Source organism: Rhodococcus sp. NPDC080181, assembly GCF_040702225.1.
In the GTDB taxonomy this organism is placed as follows: domain Bacteria; phylum Actinomycetota; class Actinomycetes; order Mycobacteriales; family Mycobacteriaceae; genus Rhodococcoides; species Rhodococcoides fascians.
On sequence record NZ_JBFBKN010000035.1, the window covers coordinates 1 to 20,458 of the forward strand.

Annotated in this window: 23 protein-coding genes; 12 read left to right on the top strand and 11 right to left on the bottom strand. The window is 65.7% G+C overall.

What is annotated here, in order from left to right; genetic code table 11:
* Nucleotides 1–185 precede the first annotated feature (185 nt).
* The 3 genes from AB0O58_RS24535 (at nt 186) to AB0O58_RS24545 (ending at nt 2,699) form a co-directional block, all read left to right on the top strand.
* A complete protein-coding gene (locus AB0O58_RS24535; protein WP_283550802.1) occupies nt 186–857 on the top strand; it encodes a rhomboid-like protein in 672 nt (223 codons plus the stop codon).
* A 111-nt stretch (nt 858–968) separates the two neighbouring features.
* Entirely contained in the window at nt 969–1,868 is a 900-nt protein-coding gene (sepH, locus tag AB0O58_RS24540; protein ID WP_032399886.1) for a septation protein SepH, read from the top strand.
* A gap of 63 nt (nt 1,869–1,931) precedes the next feature.
* A complete protein-coding gene (locus AB0O58_RS24545) occupies nt 1,932–2,699 on the top strand; it encodes a hypothetical protein (protein WP_206498742.1) in 768 nt (255 codons plus the stop codon).
* Between the two features lie 92 nt (nt 2,700–2,791).
* On the opposite strand, the gene AB0O58_RS24550 is transcribed toward AB0O58_RS24545, so the two are convergent.
* The gene (locus AB0O58_RS24550; protein WP_206498741.1) at nt 2,792–3,055 is read right to left on the bottom strand and encodes a DUF2537 domain-containing protein; all 264 of its coding nucleotides are present in this window, start codon (nt 3,053–3,055) and stop codon (nt 2,792–2,794) included.
* Nucleotides 3,052–3,855 (bottom strand): RNA methyltransferase, encoded by an 804-nt coding sequence (locus AB0O58_RS24555; protein ID WP_032372954.1) that lies wholly within the window; start codon nt 3,853–3,855, stop codon nt 3,052–3,054. Before AB0O58_RS24555 ends, AB0O58_RS24550 begins: the two co-directional genes overlap by 4 nt.
* A gap of 75 nt (nt 3,856–3,930) precedes the next feature.
* On the opposite strand from AB0O58_RS24555, the gene AB0O58_RS24560 reads away from it, so the two are divergent.
* Nucleotides 3,931–5,130 carry a GNAT family N-acetyltransferase gene (locus AB0O58_RS24560; RefSeq protein WP_032365886.1) on the top strand — a complete coding sequence of 400 codons (1,200 nt, stop codon included), beginning with the start codon at nt 3,931–3,933 and terminating at the stop codon, nt 5,128–5,130.
* On the opposite strand, the gene AB0O58_RS24565 is transcribed toward AB0O58_RS24560, so the two are convergent.
* From AB0O58_RS24565 to AB0O58_RS24575, 3 genes are read right to left on the bottom strand one after another with little or no spacing between them, the layout of a single operon-like run.
* Nucleotides 5,065–5,784 carry a response regulator transcription factor gene (locus AB0O58_RS24565; RefSeq protein ID WP_366238927.1) on the bottom strand — a complete coding sequence of 240 codons (720 nt, stop codon included), beginning with the start codon at nt 5,782–5,784 and terminating at the stop codon, nt 5,065–5,067. The two genes, AB0O58_RS24560 and AB0O58_RS24565, sit on opposite strands and share 66 nt — an antisense overlap.
* Before the next feature lie 21 nt (nt 5,785–5,805).
* On the bottom strand, nt 5,806–6,924 hold the full coding sequence (locus AB0O58_RS24570) for a histidine kinase (RefSeq protein WP_206498739.1): 1,119 nt from the start codon (nt 6,922–6,924) through the stop codon (nt 5,806–5,808).
* On the bottom strand, nt 6,921–7,475 hold the full coding sequence (locus AB0O58_RS24575; protein ID WP_027495911.1) for a CcdC protein domain-containing protein: 555 nt from the start codon (nt 7,473–7,475) through the stop codon (nt 6,921–6,923). The genes AB0O58_RS24570 and AB0O58_RS24575 overlap by 4 nt, the downstream gene beginning before the upstream one ends.
* Before the next feature lie 167 nt (nt 7,476–7,642).
* Here AB0O58_RS24575 and AB0O58_RS24580 point away from each other — a divergent pair, with 167 nt between their 5' ends.
* Genes AB0O58_RS24580 through AB0O58_RS24600 form a run of 5 tightly spaced genes read left to right on the top strand, consistent with a single transcriptional unit; the run spans nt 7,643 to nt 11,362 of the window.
* On the top strand, nt 7,643–7,870 hold the full coding sequence (locus AB0O58_RS24580; protein ID WP_206498738.1) for a hypothetical protein: 228 nt from the start codon (nt 7,643–7,645) through the stop codon (nt 7,868–7,870).
* Complete coding sequence (locus AB0O58_RS24585; protein ID WP_032372957.1) at nt 7,867–8,817, top strand: ABC transporter ATP-binding protein; 951 nt, start codon at nt 7,867–7,869, stop codon at nt 8,815–8,817. Before AB0O58_RS24580 ends, AB0O58_RS24585 begins: the two co-directional genes overlap by 4 nt.
* Nucleotides 8,814–9,587: an ABC transporter permease gene (locus AB0O58_RS24590; protein WP_032372958.1), complete on the top strand. Its 774-nt coding sequence runs from the start codon at nt 8,814–8,816 to the stop codon at nt 9,585–9,587. Before AB0O58_RS24585 ends, AB0O58_RS24590 begins: the two co-directional genes overlap by 4 nt.
* Nucleotides 9,588–9,623: 36 nt before the next feature.
* On the top strand, nt 9,624–10,760 hold the full coding sequence (locus AB0O58_RS24595; RefSeq protein WP_045842048.1) for a histidine kinase: 1,137 nt from the start codon (nt 9,624–9,626) through the stop codon (nt 10,758–10,760).
* Nucleotides 10,757–11,362: a response regulator transcription factor gene (locus AB0O58_RS24600; RefSeq protein WP_027495906.1), complete on the top strand. Its 606-nt coding sequence runs from the start codon at nt 10,757–10,759 to the stop codon at nt 11,360–11,362. The genes AB0O58_RS24595 and AB0O58_RS24600 overlap by 4 nt, the downstream gene beginning before the upstream one ends.
* 6 nt (nt 11,363–11,368) lie before the next feature.
* On the opposite strand, the gene AB0O58_RS24605 is transcribed toward AB0O58_RS24600, so the two are convergent.
* From AB0O58_RS24605 to AB0O58_RS24615, 3 genes are read right to left on the bottom strand one after another with little or no spacing between them, the layout of a single operon-like run.
* Nucleotides 11,369–12,640: an MFS transporter gene (locus AB0O58_RS24605; protein ID WP_032365881.1), complete on the bottom strand. Its 1,272-nt coding sequence runs from the start codon at nt 12,638–12,640 to the stop codon at nt 11,369–11,371.
* A 57-nt stretch (nt 12,641–12,697) separates the two neighbouring features.
* Entirely contained in the window at nt 12,698–13,126 is a 429-nt protein-coding gene (locus tag AB0O58_RS24610) for a MarR family transcriptional regulator (RefSeq protein WP_027495905.1), read from the bottom strand.
* A 52-nt stretch (nt 13,127–13,178) separates the two neighbouring features.
* Nucleotides 13,179–14,630 carry an NCS2 family permease gene (locus tag AB0O58_RS24615; protein ID WP_366238928.1) on the bottom strand — a complete coding sequence of 484 codons (1,452 nt, stop codon included), beginning with the start codon at nt 14,628–14,630 and terminating at the stop codon, nt 13,179–13,181.
* Nucleotides 14,631–14,689: 59 nt separating this feature from the next.
* Between AB0O58_RS24615 and AB0O58_RS24620 the strand changes: the two genes are divergently transcribed.
* Together AB0O58_RS24620 and AB0O58_RS24625 are read left to right on the top strand one after the other, a co-directional pair.
* Nucleotides 14,690–14,929 carry a DUF2530 domain-containing protein gene (locus AB0O58_RS24620; RefSeq protein ID WP_027495903.1) on the top strand — a complete coding sequence of 80 codons (240 nt, stop codon included), beginning with the start codon at nt 14,690–14,692 and terminating at the stop codon, nt 14,927–14,929.
* Nucleotides 14,930–15,070: 141 nt separating this feature from the next.
* Nucleotides 15,071–15,214: a hypothetical protein gene (locus AB0O58_RS24625; RefSeq protein WP_167327272.1), complete on the top strand. Its 144-nt coding sequence runs from the start codon at nt 15,071–15,073 to the stop codon at nt 15,212–15,214.
* Here AB0O58_RS24625 and AB0O58_RS24630 read toward each other — a convergent pair.
* The 3 genes from AB0O58_RS24630 to AB0O58_RS24640 are packed head-to-tail and all read right to left on the bottom strand — an operon-like array spanning nt 15,183 to nt 19,550.
* The gene (locus tag AB0O58_RS24630; RefSeq protein ID WP_027495902.1) at nt 15,183–15,734 is read right to left on the bottom strand and encodes a phosphatase PAP2 family protein; all 552 of its coding nucleotides are present in this window, start codon (nt 15,732–15,734) and stop codon (nt 15,183–15,185) included. The genes AB0O58_RS24625 and AB0O58_RS24630 overlap by 32 nt on opposite strands.
* Nucleotides 15,724–18,450: an ATP-binding protein gene (locus tag AB0O58_RS24635; protein WP_283550811.1), complete on the bottom strand. Its 2,727-nt coding sequence runs from the start codon at nt 18,448–18,450 to the stop codon at nt 15,724–15,726. Before AB0O58_RS24635 ends, AB0O58_RS24630 begins: the two co-directional genes overlap by 11 nt.
* Nucleotides 18,447–19,550 carry a DUF3027 domain-containing protein gene (locus tag AB0O58_RS24640; protein WP_230593034.1) on the bottom strand — a complete coding sequence of 368 codons (1,104 nt, stop codon included), beginning with the start codon at nt 19,548–19,550 and terminating at the stop codon, nt 18,447–18,449. Before AB0O58_RS24640 ends, AB0O58_RS24635 begins: the two co-directional genes overlap by 4 nt.
* A gap of 50 nt (nt 19,551–19,600) precedes the next feature.
* Here AB0O58_RS24640 and AB0O58_RS24645 point away from each other — a divergent pair, with 50 nt between their 5' ends.
* On the top strand, nt 19,601–20,458 hold the full coding sequence (locus AB0O58_RS24645; RefSeq protein WP_094650612.1) for a glutaminyl-peptide cyclotransferase: 858 nt from the start codon (nt 19,601–19,603) through the stop codon (nt 20,456–20,458).

Below are 20,458 nucleotides of genomic sequence, written 5' to 3' on the forward strand. Positions count from 1 at the left end.
TCACTACAATCACCACCGACCCCACACAGGCATCGGCGGCAAGTCACCCATCGAGCGACTGACCGTCCACAACGTCCCCGAGAAGAACAGCTAGTCGGCAGCCAACTCACAGCTACAGCGCTCCCTCCGAGGCCTACACTTGCTATCAATTACGCAAGCGTAACGACCTCGGAGGGAGCGTTCGTATGTCCAGGCTCCTGTCCGTCGTTCTACGACTGCGGGTGACGCTCGTGTTCTGCCTGCTCACAGCCGCAGGAACCGTCACTCTCGGGCAGATCGGGCCGCACGATCGTTGGCATGTGCTGCACGCCGCGAGCACCAACCTGCACAATCTCACCGACGGTCATCTCGCCACGCTCGTCACCAGCGCCTTCCTCACCGAAGGCCGGCCCGATTGGTGGTGGCTCGCCTCGGTCGCCATCCTGTTCGCCGTCGCCGAGTGGGTCTCGGGGTGGCGCCGGTTTCTGCTCACGTTCTCCGCCGGGCACATCGGCGCGACGGCACTGGTGGCTGTCGGGTTGTTCGTCGGCATCCACGTCGACTGGTTTGCCGACTCGTTGGCCGTAGCCGTCGACGTCGGGGTCAGTTATGCCGCAGCTGCGGTGGCGGGCTCCTTGATTCGATACCTGACGATGCCGTGGCGCGCAGTGTGGGGCGCATTGTGGATCGCCGTTGTCGCCGTCGGAGCCATCACCGATCCCTCGTTCACCGCTGCCGGCCACGCCCTGGCGCTGACCATCGGGCTCGGACTCGGCGTATTCTTTCTTCGTCGAGATTCAATGCCGTTGTCGCGCAATCGAATCGACTCGACTTCGGCCGATCGGGTGCAACCGAGCGCGCAGCTGTCTACTCTCTGAGAAAGAAACCGACGCCACCGCCGCGAGGCGTGTCGGACACCCGCCGAATACGGTAGGTGAACTAGGCTCGAATTCGACGGTATCGCGAGCCGGCGCGATGAGGAGGTCAAGGTGCGAGACTTACGTGTGGTGGGTCTCGAGGCCGACGGAAAGTTCGTCGTGTGCGCAGATCCCAAAACCGGCGACAGATTCCGGCTTCCAGCCGACGACAAACTCCGCGCAGCCTCACGCGGAGACATCGCTCGACTAGGACAGATTGAGATCGAAATGGACAGCTTGCTCCGGCCGAAGGAAATCCAGGCCCGTATCCGCAGCGGCGCGACCATCGAACAGGTCGCCGCAGATTCCGGAATGGCCATCAGCCGAGTCGAGGTGTTCGCGCACCCCGTACTGCTCGAGCGTTCGCAGGCAGCGTCCATGGCCCAGGCCGGACATCCGCTGCGGCACGACGGCCCGGCTGTGCAGACCCTGCTCGACATCGTCACCCTCGCCTTCCGCGCGCGCGGACACAACCTCGACGACGCGGCGTGGGACGCCTGGCGCGACGAGGACAACAAGTGGGTCGCCCAGCTGAAGTGGCAGGCAGGGCGCACCACCAACAAAGCGCACTGGCAGTTCTTGCCCGACGGTCACGGCGGCACCATCGCTCCGCTCGACGACACCGCACGCGAACTGATCGACCCGGACTTCGGACGTCAACTCCGCGGCCTGGCCCCGGTACGTGCACTTGCCTCCGCCGAGGACTCCGACGACGAGACCTCGCAGCAGAGTTTCGACGAGTACTACGGCACCACCGCCGACAGCGAGATCGACGCCGAGACCATCGACGTCGAGGTGGACGATGCGCCGACTCCCGAGCCCGAGCAGCCACGCGAACCGGCGGCCAGGGAGCCCAGGCCCGCACCCAAGCCTGCCGCCGGTCACACCAGCGGCAAGGACAAGCGTGGCAAGCCGGCCATGCCATCGTGGGAAGACGTCCTGCTCGGTGTGCGCAGCAGCGGTCACAACTGAGTTCTTCGTGTGACCGATGTGCCGCGCGATGTCGGAGTGCCGACACCCACACCGTAGGCTTCGATGGAAGTCACGGAGAGAGAGGTGCCGGTAGTGGGGGCCAAAGCATCAACGATCTGGTACGTGGACGCACCGGATCCCATATCGGTACTGCGAGAAGCCACCACCTCCGACTGGAACGCCGCCAGTGCGCTCGTCGGACGGCTCTACCCCCATCTCACGGCCGTCCCCCTCGAGCAGGGACCCATCTCGACTTCGGCGGGTGTGGACGACGATCACGTGTTCATCGGGTGCTACCCCGGCGTCACCGTCGTCTGCGGATCCAACTTGTCGGTGCCCACGCCGTCGACCCTTCCCGAATCCGTCACCCGCCCACTGGCCTCCGAGCACACCTACCTCGTCGCCTCGGACCCCGAGCATGCCTGGGGTGCGTTCGCCTACTGGGAGCGCGGTGAGTTCCGACGCTCGTTCAGCGCCACCCCCGTCTACATCTACGAGGACGTGGGGCTGCCTCTGGTGTGGGAGCGTCCGTTCTGGGCCGGTGACCACCCGCTGATCTATCCGCCCGGAGTGATGCCGGATCCGCAGTCACTGCCGTTCCACCCCCAGGAATTCGCCGAAGCCGCCAACGCCGAATGGCTCGGCTTCCGCTACACCGGTGCCCCGAAGCCCGGCGAGCTCGACCCGAATGCGCTGCCTGTCTGCGGTTTCACCATGTACGTACCGGGCCAAGAGCCGCAGCCCCAGAACGTTCCGGTCCAGAATGCACCCGCAGCGGAATCGGCCGAGCCCGCACCGCGACCGAAGAAGCGCTGGTTCTCCCGCAAATAGTGGCTCGGGTGGGCACCGTTGCCCACAACGACCGGCAATCGACGGGATTCCGCCGATCGTCGCCGGTAGTGCGCAACCCTGCCCGGGCCGGCTCAGAACGCCAGAGCCGCCAGCGCAACGAAGCTCAGTACCGCCCCCGCGCTCGCTCCGTACACGGCCCAACGCCATACCGGAACGCCGAACCACCGCATTACCGTCGGGGCTGCGCCTGCCACGACGACGAGGTTGAGGCCGATCGCGAGCAGCGGATGAACTCTGGCCAGTTCCAGGCCGAACGCCGTCAGTGCCACCGCGACGAGGATCGCCGCGATCACGGCAACCGGGACACCGGTCCAGCGAACGTCCGGATCCTTCACGTCAGACGCACCCGTTCGTAGAAGCCCATCGCCGCGGCCGTCGCGACATTGAGTGAATCGGTACCGGGCGCCATCGGAATACGAGCGCGAATGTCGGTGGCGCGCATGGCGTGTTCGGTCAGACCCGGCCCCTCGGCACCGAGCAGCAACGCGACCTTCTCCCCCGTCATCGCCGTCGCCAGAGACACCGCCTCCGGGTTCGGCGTCAGCGAGATCAGCTGAAAACCGTGCCGCCGCACCCGATCGAGGCCACGAGGCCACTCGGGCACCTTCGCGAACGGCACTCGGAGCACATGCCCCATCGACACCCGGACAGACCGTCGGTACAGGGGATCGGCGCAGGCGGCCCCGAACAACACCGCGTCCACCCCGAGACCGGCCGCATTGCGGAACATCGACCCGAGATTCTCGTGATCGTTGACGCCTTCCAGAATCGCGACCGTGCTCGCGCCCGCCAGCACCTCGTCCAGATCGAGGGCCGGCGGCCTGTTCGCCGCCGCCAACACACCACGGTTGAGGTGGAAGCCGACGACCTCGGCCATCACCTCGGCCGACGTCCGATAGAACGGAACGTCCGAATCGGCGAGGTCCTCGCGCAACGCGTCGAGCCGTCGATCCACACCCAGCAGGCTGATCATCGGAAAACGCGAGCTCAGCAGGCGCTGCGCGACGAGCACGCCCTCCGCGATCACCAACCCTTTGCCCTCGGGTAGATCGGGGCGCCTGTCCGAGGAATTGAGGTCGCGGAAGTCGTCGAGCCGCGGGTCGAGGGGATCGTCGATGTCGATTACATGCACCACCTGCTCATCTTCTCACCCGGCATTTCTGGCAGTCCCTCGGCGAACCACCACCCCGGTATGGAAAAGTTGTGAGCGATGACTACCGACGAATCGATCACCATCCGTACCGCCACCGACGACGACTGGGATGCCGTCGCGCTGCTCGACGCCCATGCGTTCGGCGAGCACCAGAACGCCGAGGACCTGGCCGAGACGCAGATCCTGACGAAGTCCGAGCACGTCTACCTGGCGTGGGACGGCGAGACCCCGGTCGGTGTGGCCATGCACTTCCCGATGTCGGTGACCGTTCCCGGCGGAGCTCAGGTCGAGGCATCGGGAGTGTCCTGGGTGTCCGTCGCGCCGACACATCGCCGACGCGGCATTCTGCGATCGATGTTCACCCAGCAGCACCGCGCTCTGAACGACGCGGGTGCGCCGCTGTCTCTGCTGACGGCCAGCGAGGCGACGATCTACGGACGCTTCGGGTACGGGCCGGTGACCGAGGAGATCAGCGTCTCGATCGACCGTCGGTTCGCTCAGTTCCGCAAGGACGCTCCCCCGGCGACGGGTGTGCGGCTGATCGAATCGGCCGAGGCCACCGAACTGCTCCCGGACATCTACCACCGGTGGCAGCAGCAGACCGCAGGCGCGCAGCCCAAGCCGCCGATCCGCTGGGAGCGCTTCTTCGCCGATCGCGAGAACCGACGCGGCGGACTGACCGCACTGTTCTTCGTCGTACATCCCGACGGCTACGTCGCTTACCGACGCGGACGCAACCCGAGCCGGGTCGTGGTGGAGGAATTCATCGCGGTGACCGACGACGCCTACGCCGCGCTGTGGCAGATCCTCGTCGGCGTGGACCTGGTCGACACCATCGAGGTACGGCAGGCACGGGACGAGGCATTGCCGTTCCTGCTGACCAACAACCGGCTGCCGAAGGTCACGGCTCACCACGACGCTCTGTGGGCCCGGATCATGCATGTCGAGGCTGCCCTCGAGGCGCGTACCTATGCCCTCGACACATCACTGATCATCGCCGTCCGCGACCCCTTCCTCGACGCAGGCGGTACCTATTCGCTGACCGTCACGGACGGCAGAGCCACCTGCACACGGGTGGAATCCGAGCCGGACATCGAACTCGACATCGACGTACTCGCCAGCATCTACTTCGGTACCCACCGAGCCCGATTGTTCGCCGCGGCCAATCGCCTCACCGCCCGCAACGAAGAATCACTGCACGCACTCGATCTGACGTTCGGAACAGCGCGTCCCGCCGTCATGGGTTGGGGTTTCTGACGCGACTATCCCGCCAGCCCCGTGCGTGAAGGCGAAGTGCACGGCCTGCGCTCGATCTCGCAGTCGGGCTTTGGCGAACAGATGGTTGATATGTGTCTTGACCGTTGCCTCGCTGACGAACATCTGCTGAGCGATCTCGCGGTTCGACAGACCGGCCGCGATCGCGCGTAGGACCTCGACCTCACGCGGGGTCAAACCAGCTGGGATCTCGGGCGGACGGGAGTGCTCGACGGCTCCGAGCAGCCGAGCCTGTACCTCCGCGTTCAGTACGGACTGCCCGGCTGCCGCCGCCCGCAATGCCGCCGCTATCTCGACCCTTCCGGCGTCCTTGGTGAGATATCCGCGTGCGCCCGCACCGAGTGCATCGAGTATCGAGCGTTCGTCGGAGAAGGTCGTCAACACCACCACGGGTAGATCGGGGAAGAGCCCCTTCAGTATTCGGGTCGCCTCTATCCCGTCGGTGCCCGGCATCCGCAGGTCCATCAGCACGACATCGAGGCATTCGGTACTCATCGCGGCCTGCACTGCGGCGACCGCGCCATCGCCGTCCGTCGCGGTCGAGACGACGGTGATGTCGTCGATCAGATCGAGCATCGTCGCCAGCGCCTCGCGCACCGACGCCTGATCGTCGGCGATCACTATCCGAATGCTCATACCCTCACCTTCGTGTCGTCTTCAGTGTGGTTGCGGCACAGCAACTGTGGCACGGACAGTCCAACCCCGCCCGTCCGGACCCGCCGCGATCGATCCGCCGACCAGTGCGGCGCGCTCGCGCATGCCGACCAACCCCATTCCGGTACTGTCGACCGGTTTCGGCGGCGACTGGGCCGGGCCGTTGGTCACGGAGAGCTCCACCTGTTCTGCCGCGAAGCGAAGCACTACGTCGACTGCCGCTCCGGGAGCATGAGAACGGGCATTGGTCAGCGCCTCCTGCGCGCACCGAACCAGGAACTGCGACTGCGGCGTATCGAGATCGACAGCCTCGCCCTCGACCCGGAAGTTCCCGTCCGCGTCCACCAGAGCGGCCATCGTCGGCACCAGGGGCAGCACGTCCTGACGCAAAGTCTGCACGGCCCTGCGGGTTTCGGTGAGGCCCTCGCGAGCGAGGCTCTGCGCCTTGCTCACCGCGGCTCTGGCCTCGTCGGCGCGACCGGCGTCGAGCAACGCGTCGGCGACTTCGAGCTGCATATTGACCCCGGACAGCGAATGCGCGAGAACGTCGTGGATGTCGCGTGCGATACGGGCCCGCTCGGCCAGGGCATGCTCGCGCAATTCGGCGTCGGTGGCGCGCCGGGCATTGCGCAGTGCGTCCAGACGACTGCGTCGTGAATACCCGATCAGTACCGGCCACCCGGCGAAAAGACCGGCGGCCCATGGCCACCCGTCGACACCATGGTGATCGGCGATCCACAGCGCGCACGCGCACGCCACGCTGAGCGACACCGCATACGGAAACGCAATCGACGGCTTGAACCGCCACCCGGCATGTCCGGCGAACAGGAACGGAAACGCTGCTGCGACCCCGGTTCCGCCCAGAGGAAGAATCGCGGCGGAGGCGACCAGTGCGATGCCGGCCCCGGCGAGCGAGAGCCGGAGACCGGTCGACCGTCGCGACACCGTCGAGGCCGCCAGTACGAGACTGTTGACGACGAGCAGCGTGAGCACGAGCGGATCGTGCAGATCCGACGTCGCGAACGCCGCCACGACGACGACGGCCGTGACATACGGCCGACTCGACAGCCGGAAGCTGTCGAGTGCGGGTAACCGTACGTCCGGCGTGGGTGCCGACGTCACCGAATCTTCGCCCGTCCTTCGCGAACCCGACTGTGCATGTCGGCCAGCGTAGGCGACAACGTGTGGTTGCCGGACTTGTCGGCTCGCCACACGATGGTGGCCTCGGAATGCATGGCTCGGTAGAGCACCACGACCGACTCGGCGAGGAATCCGACCCCCACGGCCAACATGGTGGCCTGCCCGGCGACCGACGCTGCTGCCGGATCCACGACATTCTCCACCGGCACGAGGAGGAGGCGCACCGCGATCGCGGCCACCCATAGGCCGACCGACGCCAACGAGTAACGCATCCATGCCGCTCCGTCCCGCTCGGCGATCCGGACGGTGTAGCCGCGGACCACCCCGAACACGGCTCCGACGACACAGCCGAGGAGCAAGAACCCGATCGCCGTGGCCGAGAGCGCCGTCGAATTCAGTGACGCCAGTCCGGCGACGGCGAGGATCGCCGGAAGCACCAGCATGCGCCGAGCTTCCATGAGCTGGCCGGTCATGCGCCGCACCAGCAGGTATCCGACCAGAAGGACTACGAGAGCAATCGTTGCAATGTTCATGGCAGCAACGCTACGAAGATCGCGGTGGGGGCACATCGACCCACGGGTGGAGATCGGGTGGAGACACGCGCGCATGACGTTTGTCATGGCTGGACCGTGACGGTGTCACCTCAGGTCATGATGCGCTGCACTGTTTTCGGTGCTCGACGCGCAGCAGGATCGTAGTCATGAAGCAACCAGACGAAGGAAATCTGTTCACCGATCTGATGGAGCTCGGGCCGGCTCCGACGTTGGCGCGTGAGATCGTCGTCATCGTCATCAGCATCGCGATCATCGCCGTGCTGTTCGCGATTGTCGGCCCGTCCCTTCCGGCGTTCGTCGCACTGGGCGTCATCGTCGCCTTCATGGGTGTCCGGTTCGTCATCGGACTGCGCCATTGGGGGACGCAATCATGACCATCATCGACGTCGACGGGATGACTCGCCGCTACGGATCGGGCAAGAACGCGTACGAGGCCGTCCAGGCTCTCGATCTCCATGTCGCGGAGGGTGAGCTGTTCGGCCTACTGGGCACCAACGGTGCGGGCAAGACATCCACTCTCGAAGTGATTCAGGGCCTTTCGCGACCCAGCAAGGGCACGGTGCGGATCATGGGTATGGATCCGGTGGCCGATCGCCGCAAGGTTCGGCCTGCTCTGGGAATCATGCTGCAGAAGGGCGGACTGCCTCAGGATCTGACCACCGCCGAGAGTCTTCGGATGTGGGCGGGCACCTGCAGCCATCCACTGCCGGTGGCGGAGGTACTCGGTCGCGTGGACCTGGCCGACCGTGCCGATACGCGGGTCAAATTCCTGTCCGGCGGCGAGCAGCGCAGGCTGGACCTGGCATGCGCGATCATCAGCCGTCCGCGCGTCTTGTTCCTGGACGAGCCGACCACCGGTCTCGATCCCGAAAGTCGCCGCAACACATGGCGGTTGATCCAGGAACTGAAGAACTCCGGCGTCACGATCATGTTGACGACGCACTACCTCGACGAGGCCGAGTCACTGTGCGATCGACTCGCGATCATGCACCGCGGCAGAGTCGTTCGGAGCGGCACGGTGGACGAGGTGGTCGCCGACCATCCGGCGAAGATCGAACTGAAGGCCCCTGGAACGGCACTGCCGTCGCTGCCGGGCACATCCATGGACGTCTCGGGAGAGACGGTCTCGATCCAGACGTCCTCGGTTCAGGAGACGTTGACCGATCTGCTGCTGTGGGCTCGGAACAACGGGGTGACCCTGCACGGACTGGACGCCCGCGCGGCATCGCTCGAAACCGTGTTCCTCTCCATCGCAGACGAATTCGACAATTCCCCTATCGACGAACCAGCCGATGACAAGACCGAGGTGATGAGCGCATGAGCACAATGACCGCCCTGTCGCGAGCAGAATTCACACTGCTCGGACGCAACCGAGTACTACTGTTCAACGCGACCGTCATACCTCTCGTGCTACCGGTGGTCATGCTGATCATCAGCAGTCGGGGCGACGACGGATTGACCGACGTGGGCGTGGGAGCGGCACTCGAGTTCTTCGCGCTGTTCCTGCTGGTGTTCATGGTCTACTACAACATGCTCTCGATCTACGCCACACGTCGAGACGAGTTGGTACTCAAGCGACTTCGCACCGGCGAAAGCTCGGACATTCAGATTCTGCTGGGGCCGGCGGTCCCCTCGTTCGTCCTCACCGTCGTACTGGGCTTGATCGTCGGAGCTGTAGTGCTGGCCTTCGGTGGGCCCATTCCCACCAACGTCCTGCTCGTCGCTGTTGCCCTCCTCGGCGGCGCGGCACTGTTCGCCGCACTGGCGTTGATCACGTCTGCCTTCACCCGTAATGCGGAAGCAGCGCAGATCACCAGTCTGCCGGTCATTCTGATCGCCATGGCCGGCTCGGCCATGCTGCGCGACGTTCTCCCGGATTCACTGAGCCGAGTCGTCGAGCTGACTCCCATGGCCGCGGTGTCGGACCTGTTGAATCTGGGCTGGTTCGGTACCACCACCCCCGGCGACGCGTCGGTCGGGTTCGCCGCCACCTTCGGCGAGGCCGCCATGCCGGTGGCGGTGATGCTGGCCTGGATTCTCGGCAGCCTGCTGATCGCCCGCACCCACTTCCGCTGGGAACCGCGGTCCTGATCACACTGTCGTCGTCCGTCTGCAAGGCTGGAGATCATGAAGCTGTACGAGTACCTCAATCCACTGCACGGCTGGAACGACAGCAGTGCAGTGGAGAAGGTACGCGTCTACACCCGCCAATCGTTCCTGCTGATCACCGTCGGTGTCGCTGTCGGCGCGATGCTGACGACGCTTCAGTACGACGACTATCGATCGACGGTGGCGGCAGCGGTGTGTGCCGCCGCCGCTTTCGTGGTCGTTCAGCGCACCCCGGCACTCGGCGGCGAGTCGACGGCCAACCCTCGAATCCCGTTGGCGATCATGTCCGTCGCCGCTGTGGTGCTGGTTGCCGGAGGGACGACGAGCAACGCGCTCTGGGCCGCCGTACTCGTGACCACCGCGGTCGCGACCCTGATTCGATTGCGCTGGTCTCTCGCGGCAGCCGTGGCCGCCGCCGCGATTGCCGCGGCCGTGGGAACCCCGGCGCTGGAAACGGTAATACTCGGCGTCTTCATCGCTTTCATGGCCTTCACCGTGCAACTGTCGGCGTGGCTGCTGCGCATCGTGACCGAACTCGACGCCACCCGCGACGCAGCCGCAGCTCTCTCCGTCGCAGAGGAGCGCCTGAGGTTCTCGCGCGATCTGCACGACGTCGTCGGGCGCGCACTCTCGGCCATCGCGGTCAAGAGCGAACTTGCCGCGACGCTGGCCCGCAGGGGTGACGACCGCGCCGCGACGCAGATGGACGAGGTGCGCGCGTTGGCGCAGGAATCGATGACCGACGCCCGAAAGCTGGTGCGCGGCTATCGATCGGTGGATGTCGCAGGCGAACTCGACGGTGCCCGCTCGCTCCTGTCGGCGGCCGGGATATCCACCGAGCTCACCGGTGAGACCTCGGCACTGTCCGAGCGGGGGGCCGAGGCGGCCGCCTGGGTGGTTCGTGAAGGCGTGACGAACATACTGCGTCACTCCGCGGCCACCTATTGCCGAATCGAACTGACCGACAGCAGTATTCGACTGACCAACGACCACCCCGGTGCGCCGAACGGCCGCAACGACGGCACGGGTCTGAGCGGCCTACGGGAACGCTTGGTCGCGGTCGGAGGGGAACTGCGCACGGAGCAGACAACCGAGAAATTCACCCTCATCGCAGTGTTGCCCACATCGCCCCAGAACCCGAGGACCACACCATGATTCGAGTTCTACTGGCCGACGACGAGAACCTCATTCGATCTGCGCTGGCGACCATGCTCGATCTGGAGGACGACATCGAGATCGTCGGACAGGCCGATTCGGGCGAGAAGGCCCTGACGGTTGCCGCGGCCCTGGCACCCGATGTGGCAGTGCTGGACCTGCAGATGGGCGGGATCGACGGCATCGAGACGGCGCAGAAAATTGCCGAGACACTGCCCACCTGCGCGTCGATCATCGTCACCAGCCACGGTCGGCCGGGCTACCTGAAGAAGGCGCTCGAGGCCGGCGTGCGCGGGTTCCTCCCCAAGACCACCTCGGCCGCCACCCTGGCCGAGGTGGTGCGCACCGTGCACGGCGGCGGGCGGTACGTCGACCCGACGCTCGCCGCGGAAGCCATCGGGGCCGGGGACTCACCGCTCACACCGCGGGAAGCCGATGTGCTCGAGTTCGCCGCCGACGGCGCATCGATCGCGGAGATCGCGCAGCGCGCGCATCTGTCACCCGGGACCACCCGCAACTATCTGTCTGCGGCGGCCGCGAAACTCGGGGCGGCGAACCGGCACGAGGCCTGCGCACTGGCCCGACGCCACGGGTGGATCTGAGGAGCGTCAGACCTTGGCGGCTGCGGCCACCGTGTCGAGGGTGGGCAGCCGGTGACCGTCGGCGGGCGGTACCACGGTGATCCGCAAGTTGTTGTGCCGCAGCAGATACACGGCAGCGAAGAGTCCCGTCGCCAATGAGATGACACCGCCGAACAACAGCGGTGCGCGTGGATCGAGGGCGTCGGCGAGCCAGCCGAGCACCGGGCTGCCCAGCGGAGTTCCGCCCAGGAAGCACAGCATGTAGATGCCCATCACGCGGCCGCGCATGTCGGACGGCACCGACATCTGCAGAATGTTCATCGCCGACGTCGTGAACGTCAGCGTCAATGCGCCGGTGGGCACCAACAGCACTGCCACGAGAACGTAATTGGGCATCAATCCCACGAGTAACTCGAACAGACCGAACGCGATGACCGCACCGATGAAGAGCCGCAATCGAGGGGCGGTGGCGCGCCGGGCCGCCAGGGTCGCTCCCGCGAGCGTGCCGACCGCGAGGGTGGTCGACAGCAACCCGTATGCGTCGGCTCCGCTGCCGAACGTGTTGCGCGCCAGCACCGACAGACTCAGCGGAAAATTGAGACCGAACGTCGAGACCATGAACACCGTCGCCAGCAACACTCGTAGGTCTCCCCGCCCCCAGACGTAGCGAAAGCCCTCCCGTACCTGCCCTTTGGCGCGCGGTGCCGGTTCGACACGGAAGAGTTGACCGACGTTCATCGCCAAGAGGGCACCGAACACCGCGGCGAACGACACCGCGTTGATCAGGAACACCCAGCCGGTACCGACGAGGGTGATGAGCACTCCCGACACCGCAGGCCCGACGATCCGCGCCATGTTGAACGTCATCGAGTTCAACGCGATCGCGTTGGACAGAGTTTCCTTGCCCACCATCTCGATGGTGAACGATTGCCGCACCGGCGCGTCGATGGCAGACGAGCAGCCGAGGATGAAGGCGATGACATAGACGTGCCAGAGCTCGACCATGTTGCCGACATCGAGCACACCCAGCACCAGACCGCAGACTGCGGCGAACACCTGGGTGATCATGAGGAGTTTGCGCTTGTCGTACCGGTCTGCGAGTACTCCGCCCCACACCGACAGAAACAGCGTCGGCCCGAATTGCAGGGCCATGACGATTCCGACGGCAAAGCCGTTGCCGCCGGAGAGCGTCAGCACGAGCCAGTCCTGGGCCACCCGCTGCATCCACGTTCCGACCAGCGAGACGATCTGCCCCGACGCCCACAATCGGTAGTTGCGAGTCTTCAGAGCAGCGAACATCGTCGCGCCGGACGTACGTGAAACTGGAGCCACAGGTCAAATAATAAACCTAGGTAACTACTCGGAGTCGCTGACCAATGCGCTGATGATGCTCACCGCATCTCGCAGCGTCGCGAGCTGCTCGGGTCCGAGGCCTGCCAGCTGTGCGGTCATCCACGCCTCGCGAGCACTCGCCTCGTCCGCGATCAGTTCCTTGCCGGCCGCCGACAACGACACGATCACCTGACGGCCATCGGTGGGATGCGGCGTGCGCTCCACCAGACCCAGCTCGGCCAACGACGCGATCACCCGCGTCATCGACGGGGGTTGAACCCGCTCCCGAGCCGCCAACGCGCCAGGCGTCATGTCGCCCTCCCTACTCAGCGTGGCCAGAGCCGACAGCTGAGTGAGCGACACTTGCGAGTCCACTCGCCTACCTCGAAGGTGGCGAGTCAACCTCACCACCGCAAGCGACAGGTCGCTTGCCAATTCCCGATTGTCTTTCACACTGTTTCCCGACGTCACAGCGCAGAGAATACGCCCTGGTACCGACCCAGCATCAGGTAACCGCATCCGTGATGGGACCGACTGCGAAAAACGCCACGAACAGCAACGCGACGACCCATAACAGGGGATGTACCGTCTTCGCTCGGCCCGAACCGACGGCGAGCACGACCCACGTGATGAAACCGACGCCGATACCGTTCGCGATGGAGTAAGTGAACGGCATCACCAGGATGGTGAGGAAGGCCGGCAGCGCGTAATCGAAGCGCTTGAAGTCGATGTGGAGAACCTGACCGATCATCAGGGCACCCACCACCACCAGCGCCGGAGCAGCCGCCTCGATGGGCACGACAGCCGTGAGCGGGGTGAAGAACATCGCCAGCAGGAACAGCAGGCCGGTGACGACGTTGGCCAGTCCGGTGCGTGCGCCTTCCGCGATTCCCGAGGCCGACTCGACGAACACCGTGTTCGACGATGCGGACGCGCCGCCGCCCGCAATGGCTCCGGCACCTTCGACGACCAACGCCTTGCCGATGTTGGGCAGCGTGCCGTCCTTGTCGAGATTCGCTTCTTTACCCAGACCCGTCATCGTTCCCATCGCGTCGAAGAAGTTCGCGAGGACGAGCGTGAACACCAACAGACTCGCGGCCAGCACACCGATGCGGGTGAACGCACCGAACAGGTCGACGTTGCCCACCAGCGACAGGTCCGGCGACTGTACGAGAACGCTGGGCAGCTGCGGCACGGACAGGTTCCAGCCCTTGGGGTCGACGCCGTTCGACGGCCCCACGTCGGTGACCGCCTCGATGATGGCCGCCAACACCGTCGTGACCACGATGCCGATCAGCAGACCGCCGCGGACCTTGCGCACCACGAGCACACCCATCAGCAACAACCCGAACACGAAGATCACCGTCGGCCACGACGCGATGGACCCGTCGATGCCGAGGCCGACGGGAACCGTCGTGTCTGCGGCGTCGGGGATCCGGCGTACGAAGCCGGAATCGACCAAGCCGATGAACGCGATGAAGGCACCGATGCCTGCGGCGATCGCAGCCTTCAGTTCGGGCGGAATCGCGTTGAACACCGCCGTCCGGAAGCCGGTGACGGCCAACAGAACGATGATGATGCCGTCGATGACGACCAGGCCCATGGCCTCGGGCCAACTGACCTGAGGAGCGATGGTGACGGCCAGGAGAGTGTTGATGCCGAGGCCGGCCGCGATACCGAAGGGGTAGTTGGCGATGATGCCGAACGCGATGCTCATGAAGCCGGCGACCAGTGCCGTCACGGCGGCAACCTGGGCGACGGGCAGGATGTTGCCGAGCACGTCGGTCTTGGCAGCTGCGTCGTCGGCGGAGAAACTACCGAGGATCAGCGGGTTGAGCACGACGATGTAGGCCATCGCCACGAAAGTGACGACACCGCCGCGAACCTCGGAACCCACAGTCGAGCCGCGCTCGGTGATCTTGAAGTAGTTGTCGAGTAATCGCGACGACATAGGCATGAGTGAAAGATAAAGCACACCGCGAGGGTTGGCGAAATATGGTGGCGTAGCGTGAATTCGTGGCCGACGTCCCGCAGATCCCGCCCCGCCTCACCGATCCGGTGCCGGTGTTGACGATCGGCATCCTCGGTTGGATCGTTGCGCTGGTCGTGTTCACCGCCACCGGCGACCGCAGCGACGACGCGGTGGCGACGTGTTGGTCCGGCATCGCGGTCGGCGCTGTCGGGTTCGCTCTGTTCCTGGCGCAGAGAGCCGCGTCACGACGCGGCAGCAGAACCGCCCAACGCGGCCTCGATTGAGATCAGGATCACGTTAGCCCGATCACGAAAACCGTTCTGACGTGGGCAAACTAACCCCTCAGCCGGTTGAGTAACACAGAGTTAACGTGGAGCATAGGTTATGTCAGTTTCGATAACCTTTGATCCACGAAAGCACAGGCCATGAAGTTCGTCGCTCAGTACCGCAACCGCCGCAACCACGTCCGCTCGCTCCGCGCCCTCTACGCACGCGCCAACGCTGTCTCCAGCCCGGCCATGCGTGACGAGCTCCTCGTTATCGCGCAGCGCTCGGATTTCTCGCGCTGATCGCTTTTTCGGCGTAGATCCAACCCAGCCCCCACAGGGCACCGAACACCCAGCCGGCCAGCACGTCCGTCGTCCAGTGCGCACCCAGATAGATCCGAGAGAATCCGATCAGCAGGGCCGCGACCACAGGCAACGTCAGTAGCACCGGCCGATGCAGCCACGGAGTGGACGATCGCAGCATCACCGCGATCGCCACCGTGGCAAGCAACATCGACATCGTCGCGTGGCCGGACGGAAACGAATGGCTCGAAATCTCCACCAGGCGTTCAGGAATCGGTGGACGTTCCCGCGCGAACGCGAACTTCAGCGCATTCATCAGCCCCCACCCGGTGAGCATCGAACCCGCGACCATCCACGCGTCGACAGTCCTCTTGGACGTCAGCAACGCGCCCCACACCCCCGCGGACAACACGAACATCATGAAGGTGTTCCCCACCGTGGTGATGATCCAGAACATCGTCGTGACCCAGCCGACTCGATGCTCGACCATCCACTCCAACACGGCATGGTCAGGCCCCACGAGGTCGCTCCCAACTTTCCACACAATGCACTGTTCCGTCCGCGGTCACCCACCACGGCACAGCACGGTCACCGCTGACAGCCCCCGACAACCGCACCACGAGTTCGCGGTGCACCACCACCGAACCTGTCGGCAGCGGTAGACCCAGCACCGCACAGGCCAGCACGGCCCCGGGCTCTCGATCCCACGAACTGACGCGTCCGACTCCGCGAACCTCGCCGGTGATGGCCTCCGACGCCCGCCTGATGTCGAGGACATCGGCCAACGCGGCTGCCGTGGTCATGTCCGAGAGCACCGCCACCTCCGGTGGCACGACCGGTGCCAGCCATGGCGCATCGACGACCAACCCGTCCGACGCATCGGCCACGGTGCCGCCGAGAGTGCGCACGCGATCCGGTGGATCGAGATCCGCCACGTCGATGCGTCGATCCAGGACGGCACTGGCGATCAGCGTGTGCGTGCGCGCGATCACCGCCGCCGTCGGATGTCGCTGCGGGTCCTCGAGTGCACGCAACAACACCCGCGCGCTCTCGACGCTCTCACACGTCGACGCGGCGAGCACCGCGTGCAGTTCGTCGGCGCGCGGATGATCGAACGGATCGAGCAGACCGGCGAACGTCTCGTCCGACGGCGCCCGGAACGTGGTCGGCGAGCGGTTGTCGATCAGCGCATGACGTCGCAGCCACCATGCCGTGTAGCCGTCCCGGTCGGTCATGGCTGCACGGGTACTCGGTTCGTCGAGCAGAATCGTCAGAGCTTCGGCCCAGGCATCCGACCGGACCAGGTCGAGATCACGAACCGCAACAAGGGTTTCCGGCTCCGTGGCCAGACTCGACCACCAGGCGGGCTCGTCGTCCAGGTCGTGATCCGGCCCCGTCGGACACTCGTCGCGCACCACCGAGAACCCCCAGCCGACGCCCACCGCGCGCAGGGCCCGCTCACCGAACCTGGCCACCGAGGCCGCCGACAGAACACCGAACGGCGAATCCCGAACCAACAGCCTCGCCAACGGTGCACCGGGCAGCAACAGTTCGTCCGCACTGCGCAATTCGCCCTCGTCGTCTTCGAGTGGCAGACTCCCGAGCCACCCCGGAAGCTCTCCCGCCTCCCCCGCCAGCGCCAGCACTGCCGACACCAGGCTATCCACCTCGTCGCCGTCCCAATCGAGATCGTCGAGGGCCGCTTCGAGGGCGGGATCCGACAACAGCTCGGCCGCAGTGGCCTCCCGCGCACCCAGCCGAATCAACAACGGACTCACCGCATCCGGATGCACCAGGCGTACCCACGTGACCTCGGCCGACGCGTCCGACCCGACGACGGTAGTCCGTGGACCGGTGACCGTACGACCGTCCGCAAGCGGAACCGGCAGCGCAGCAAGTTCTTCCGCTGCCAACCCGTCGACGACGAGCGGAGTCAACGCGTCGTACAGCCGCCGCCACCAGGCCGGCTCACGGGCCTGCCCGCCGAGCATCTCGGCCAACCGCGCCAACCCGATGCGGTGCACTCCCACCGCCGACAACGCCGACGCGTGCCGCGCGCCCGACAGAGCGGCGTCCACCAGATTCGGGACCACATCGAGCAACACCGCGGCGAGTTCCTCGGTGGCATCGGCAAGAACATGCGCACGTTCTGGTACGAGATCGGGTCCGTCGGCAGCGGGAAGCCATGGTGCGGTGGACAATCGGCGGAAGATCAGCTCACGTAGCGCACCGTCGATCGCACTGCGCGCGAACCCGACCTCGGGTACGAACGACACTCGCGCGGACGCAGGCAACGACGCCACGAAATCGGGATAACCGTGGGCCACCTCGGCGACAGAGACGCCGGGCAACACCCGTCGACGATCCGGCTGCATGGGTACATCGGCAACGACCAACGCGGGCAACGACAACAGCTCGTCCGACCGCGTCGGGGCCCGCAACACATCCGGCGCTGCGGGAACGGGTAGACCGTCGACCATCGGAACGATCCACCGCGCAGCCGAGGTGGTGTACTGCAGCCACGTTCGCGAACCGATGGCGATCTCGACGCGTGCATCGTCGAGTTCCGTTCTCACACAGTCGACGACGACGCCATCGATCTCGATGGAATCCAACGCGTCGAGCTCGAGCAACAATTCGACGGCCTCGTCGAGGAACCCCCCGGCAAAGGATTCCGCTTGCACATCGGGTCGCGGCGTCAACACGATCTCGGTATCGAACCCGGCAGCGGGAGGTGTGGAAGTAGGCCACGCCAACCGAAGCACCGGCACACCCGACTCCGGCACTGTCATGTCCCGCTCGCGCAACGCGCTCAGAGTGCGCTCGGCACTGAAGATCACCCCGCCACCGCGCGAGCGGACCTCGATCTCGTCGGACGCCGATCGCACCGCGGTGAAGCCGACCCCGAACTGTCCGACACCCGGATCGGCCGCAGCTTTCGCCGACGCCCGCAGCGCGGTGAGAGCGTGCACACCCGACACGTCCAGTGCGGCACCGGTGTTGGCGACATGCAGTGCACCCGCCTCGTCGGTCCACACCGAGAGCCGACCCGGGACGCCGGCTCGCTGCGCAGCATCAGCCGCGTTCTGTGCCAACTCGGTCAACAAACGATCGCGGTATCCCCCGCGCACCAGATCTGCCTCGGATGCCGAATCTTCCCGCAGCCGCGTGGGCGAGGAACCCCAGGACGCGAGAATCGACTCGCGAAGCGACCCGGTACCGAAAGGATCGATCAGCTCGGCGATGCCGAATCCTCCTGCTGCACAACATCGTCGACACTGGAATCGGCGACGAGATCGACACCGGCATCGGCATCGACTGCGGGAGACGCGTCGTCAGTAGAAGAGGCGTCGCCAGTGGAAGGGGCTGCATCAATGGAAGGCGCTGCGTCAGCTTCATCGTTCCCGGTCTCGACCACCTCGGGCTCTGCCGGTGCGGAGTCTGCCGATTCAGGTGCTGCCGCGTCGGGCTGGGGTGCCTTGGACTCCGCCACCGCTACCGTCTCGGCCGACGAGACGATCGCTTCCGAATCATCTTCTGCAACAGCGTCGTTCGCGGTAGGCTCGTTCGACTGTGCGGCACCGGTCGGCGACGGAGTGACGTCGAGTGCTGCGTCGTCGTACGGCTCGAACTGCGGCGAGCCCGCTCCGGTGGGCAGCTCGGTATCGGAGTGCGCGCCGCAACCGTATTCGACGTGCACCACATGACCGTCGGCGGCGAACTCGTTGCCACACACTCCGAACGCTGCGGAGAGCGATCCCGCGAGGGGTAGGTAGAAACCGCAGAGTCCACACGTGGACGGCGCGGCCTTGGCCATCTCGCTGTCCGGGCCGAAGTCGCCGTCGTGCCATCGTTCGGCGGCATCGAGCCGTCCCTCGAGGCTGGTGACCTGAGTGCGGCCGAGCCCGATCTCGCCGGCCACCTCGTCGATGGCGGGGTCACCGGACGCGACGTATCCCGGCACCAGCCGCGGGTCGTCTCGACGTGGAGAGAGCAGATCGCCCGGCCCGAGATCACCGGGTCGGATGCGCTCGTCCCAGGGCACCCAGGACGGTGCCACGAGAGCATCGGGACCGGGTAGCAGCACGAGTTCGCTGACGGTGGCGTGATCGGCGTCGTCGGGAGCAGCGACGACAACGGCCCACTGCCATCCGCGATAGCCGTCCAGATCGCTGGCGAAGCGGTGGGTGGCAGCACTGTCGTCCTCCACGGTCACGCCGAGGTACTCGCCGACACCGCCCTCTCCCAGCTCGAGCAGAGCCTGCCGCGCGAGATCCACGGCATCGGCCAAGACGGGGCGGATGGATCCGAGCTCTGGAGAAGATACGACACTCACACATTCAGTTTGCCGCATCAACTCGGTGACGCCCAGTTCGGGCTGCCATCATGGATGCAATGACCGTCCGCGCTCGCACCTTCGCTGCACTCGTGACGTCCCTGTTGACCGTCACCGCCTGCTCGTCGACGTCGGGTCCAGGCGACTCGGCCCCCATCACGTCGGACTCGGTACCCACGCTGGGCGCCGAGGTTCTGCGTTCCTACGATCGCGCCGACGACGCCTTCACTCAGGGGTTCGAGATCGACGGTGATGTGCTCTACGAGGGCACCGGGCTGGAGGGCTCCTCCTTCGTCCGCCGCACGTCGCTCGAGAACATGACCGAGCTGGGGCGGGTCGATCTGCCGTCCGACCTGTTCGGCGAGGGCATCACCGTCGACGGCGACACCCTGTGGCAGATCACCTGGCAAGACGGAGTCGCCATTGCCCGCGACCGAGACACCCTGGCCGAACAGCGCCGAGTGGACTACGACGGCGAAGGATGGGGGCTGTGCACGCAGGGTGAAGGAACCCCGGACGACCGACTGGTCATGAGCGACGGCACGTCCACCCTGACCTTCCGTGACCCCACATCCTTCGACGCCGTGAACACCGTCGACGTCACACTCGACGGCAATCCGGTGGAACGGCTCAACGAACTCGAATGCGCCGAGGACGGCTCGATCTACGCCAACGTCTGGCAGACCTTCGACATCATGCGCATCGACCCCACCACCGGCCGCGTCACCGCCGTCGTCGACGGCAAGCCGATGTGGGATTCGATGTCGGCCACCGAGCGAAACGGAGCCGACGTCTTCAACGGCATCGCCCAGATCCCCGGGACCGACAGATTCCTCGTGACCGGCAAATTCTGGCCCAAGATCTTCGAGGTGCGATTCACCGATCCCGCGGCCGTAGGACAGAATTGA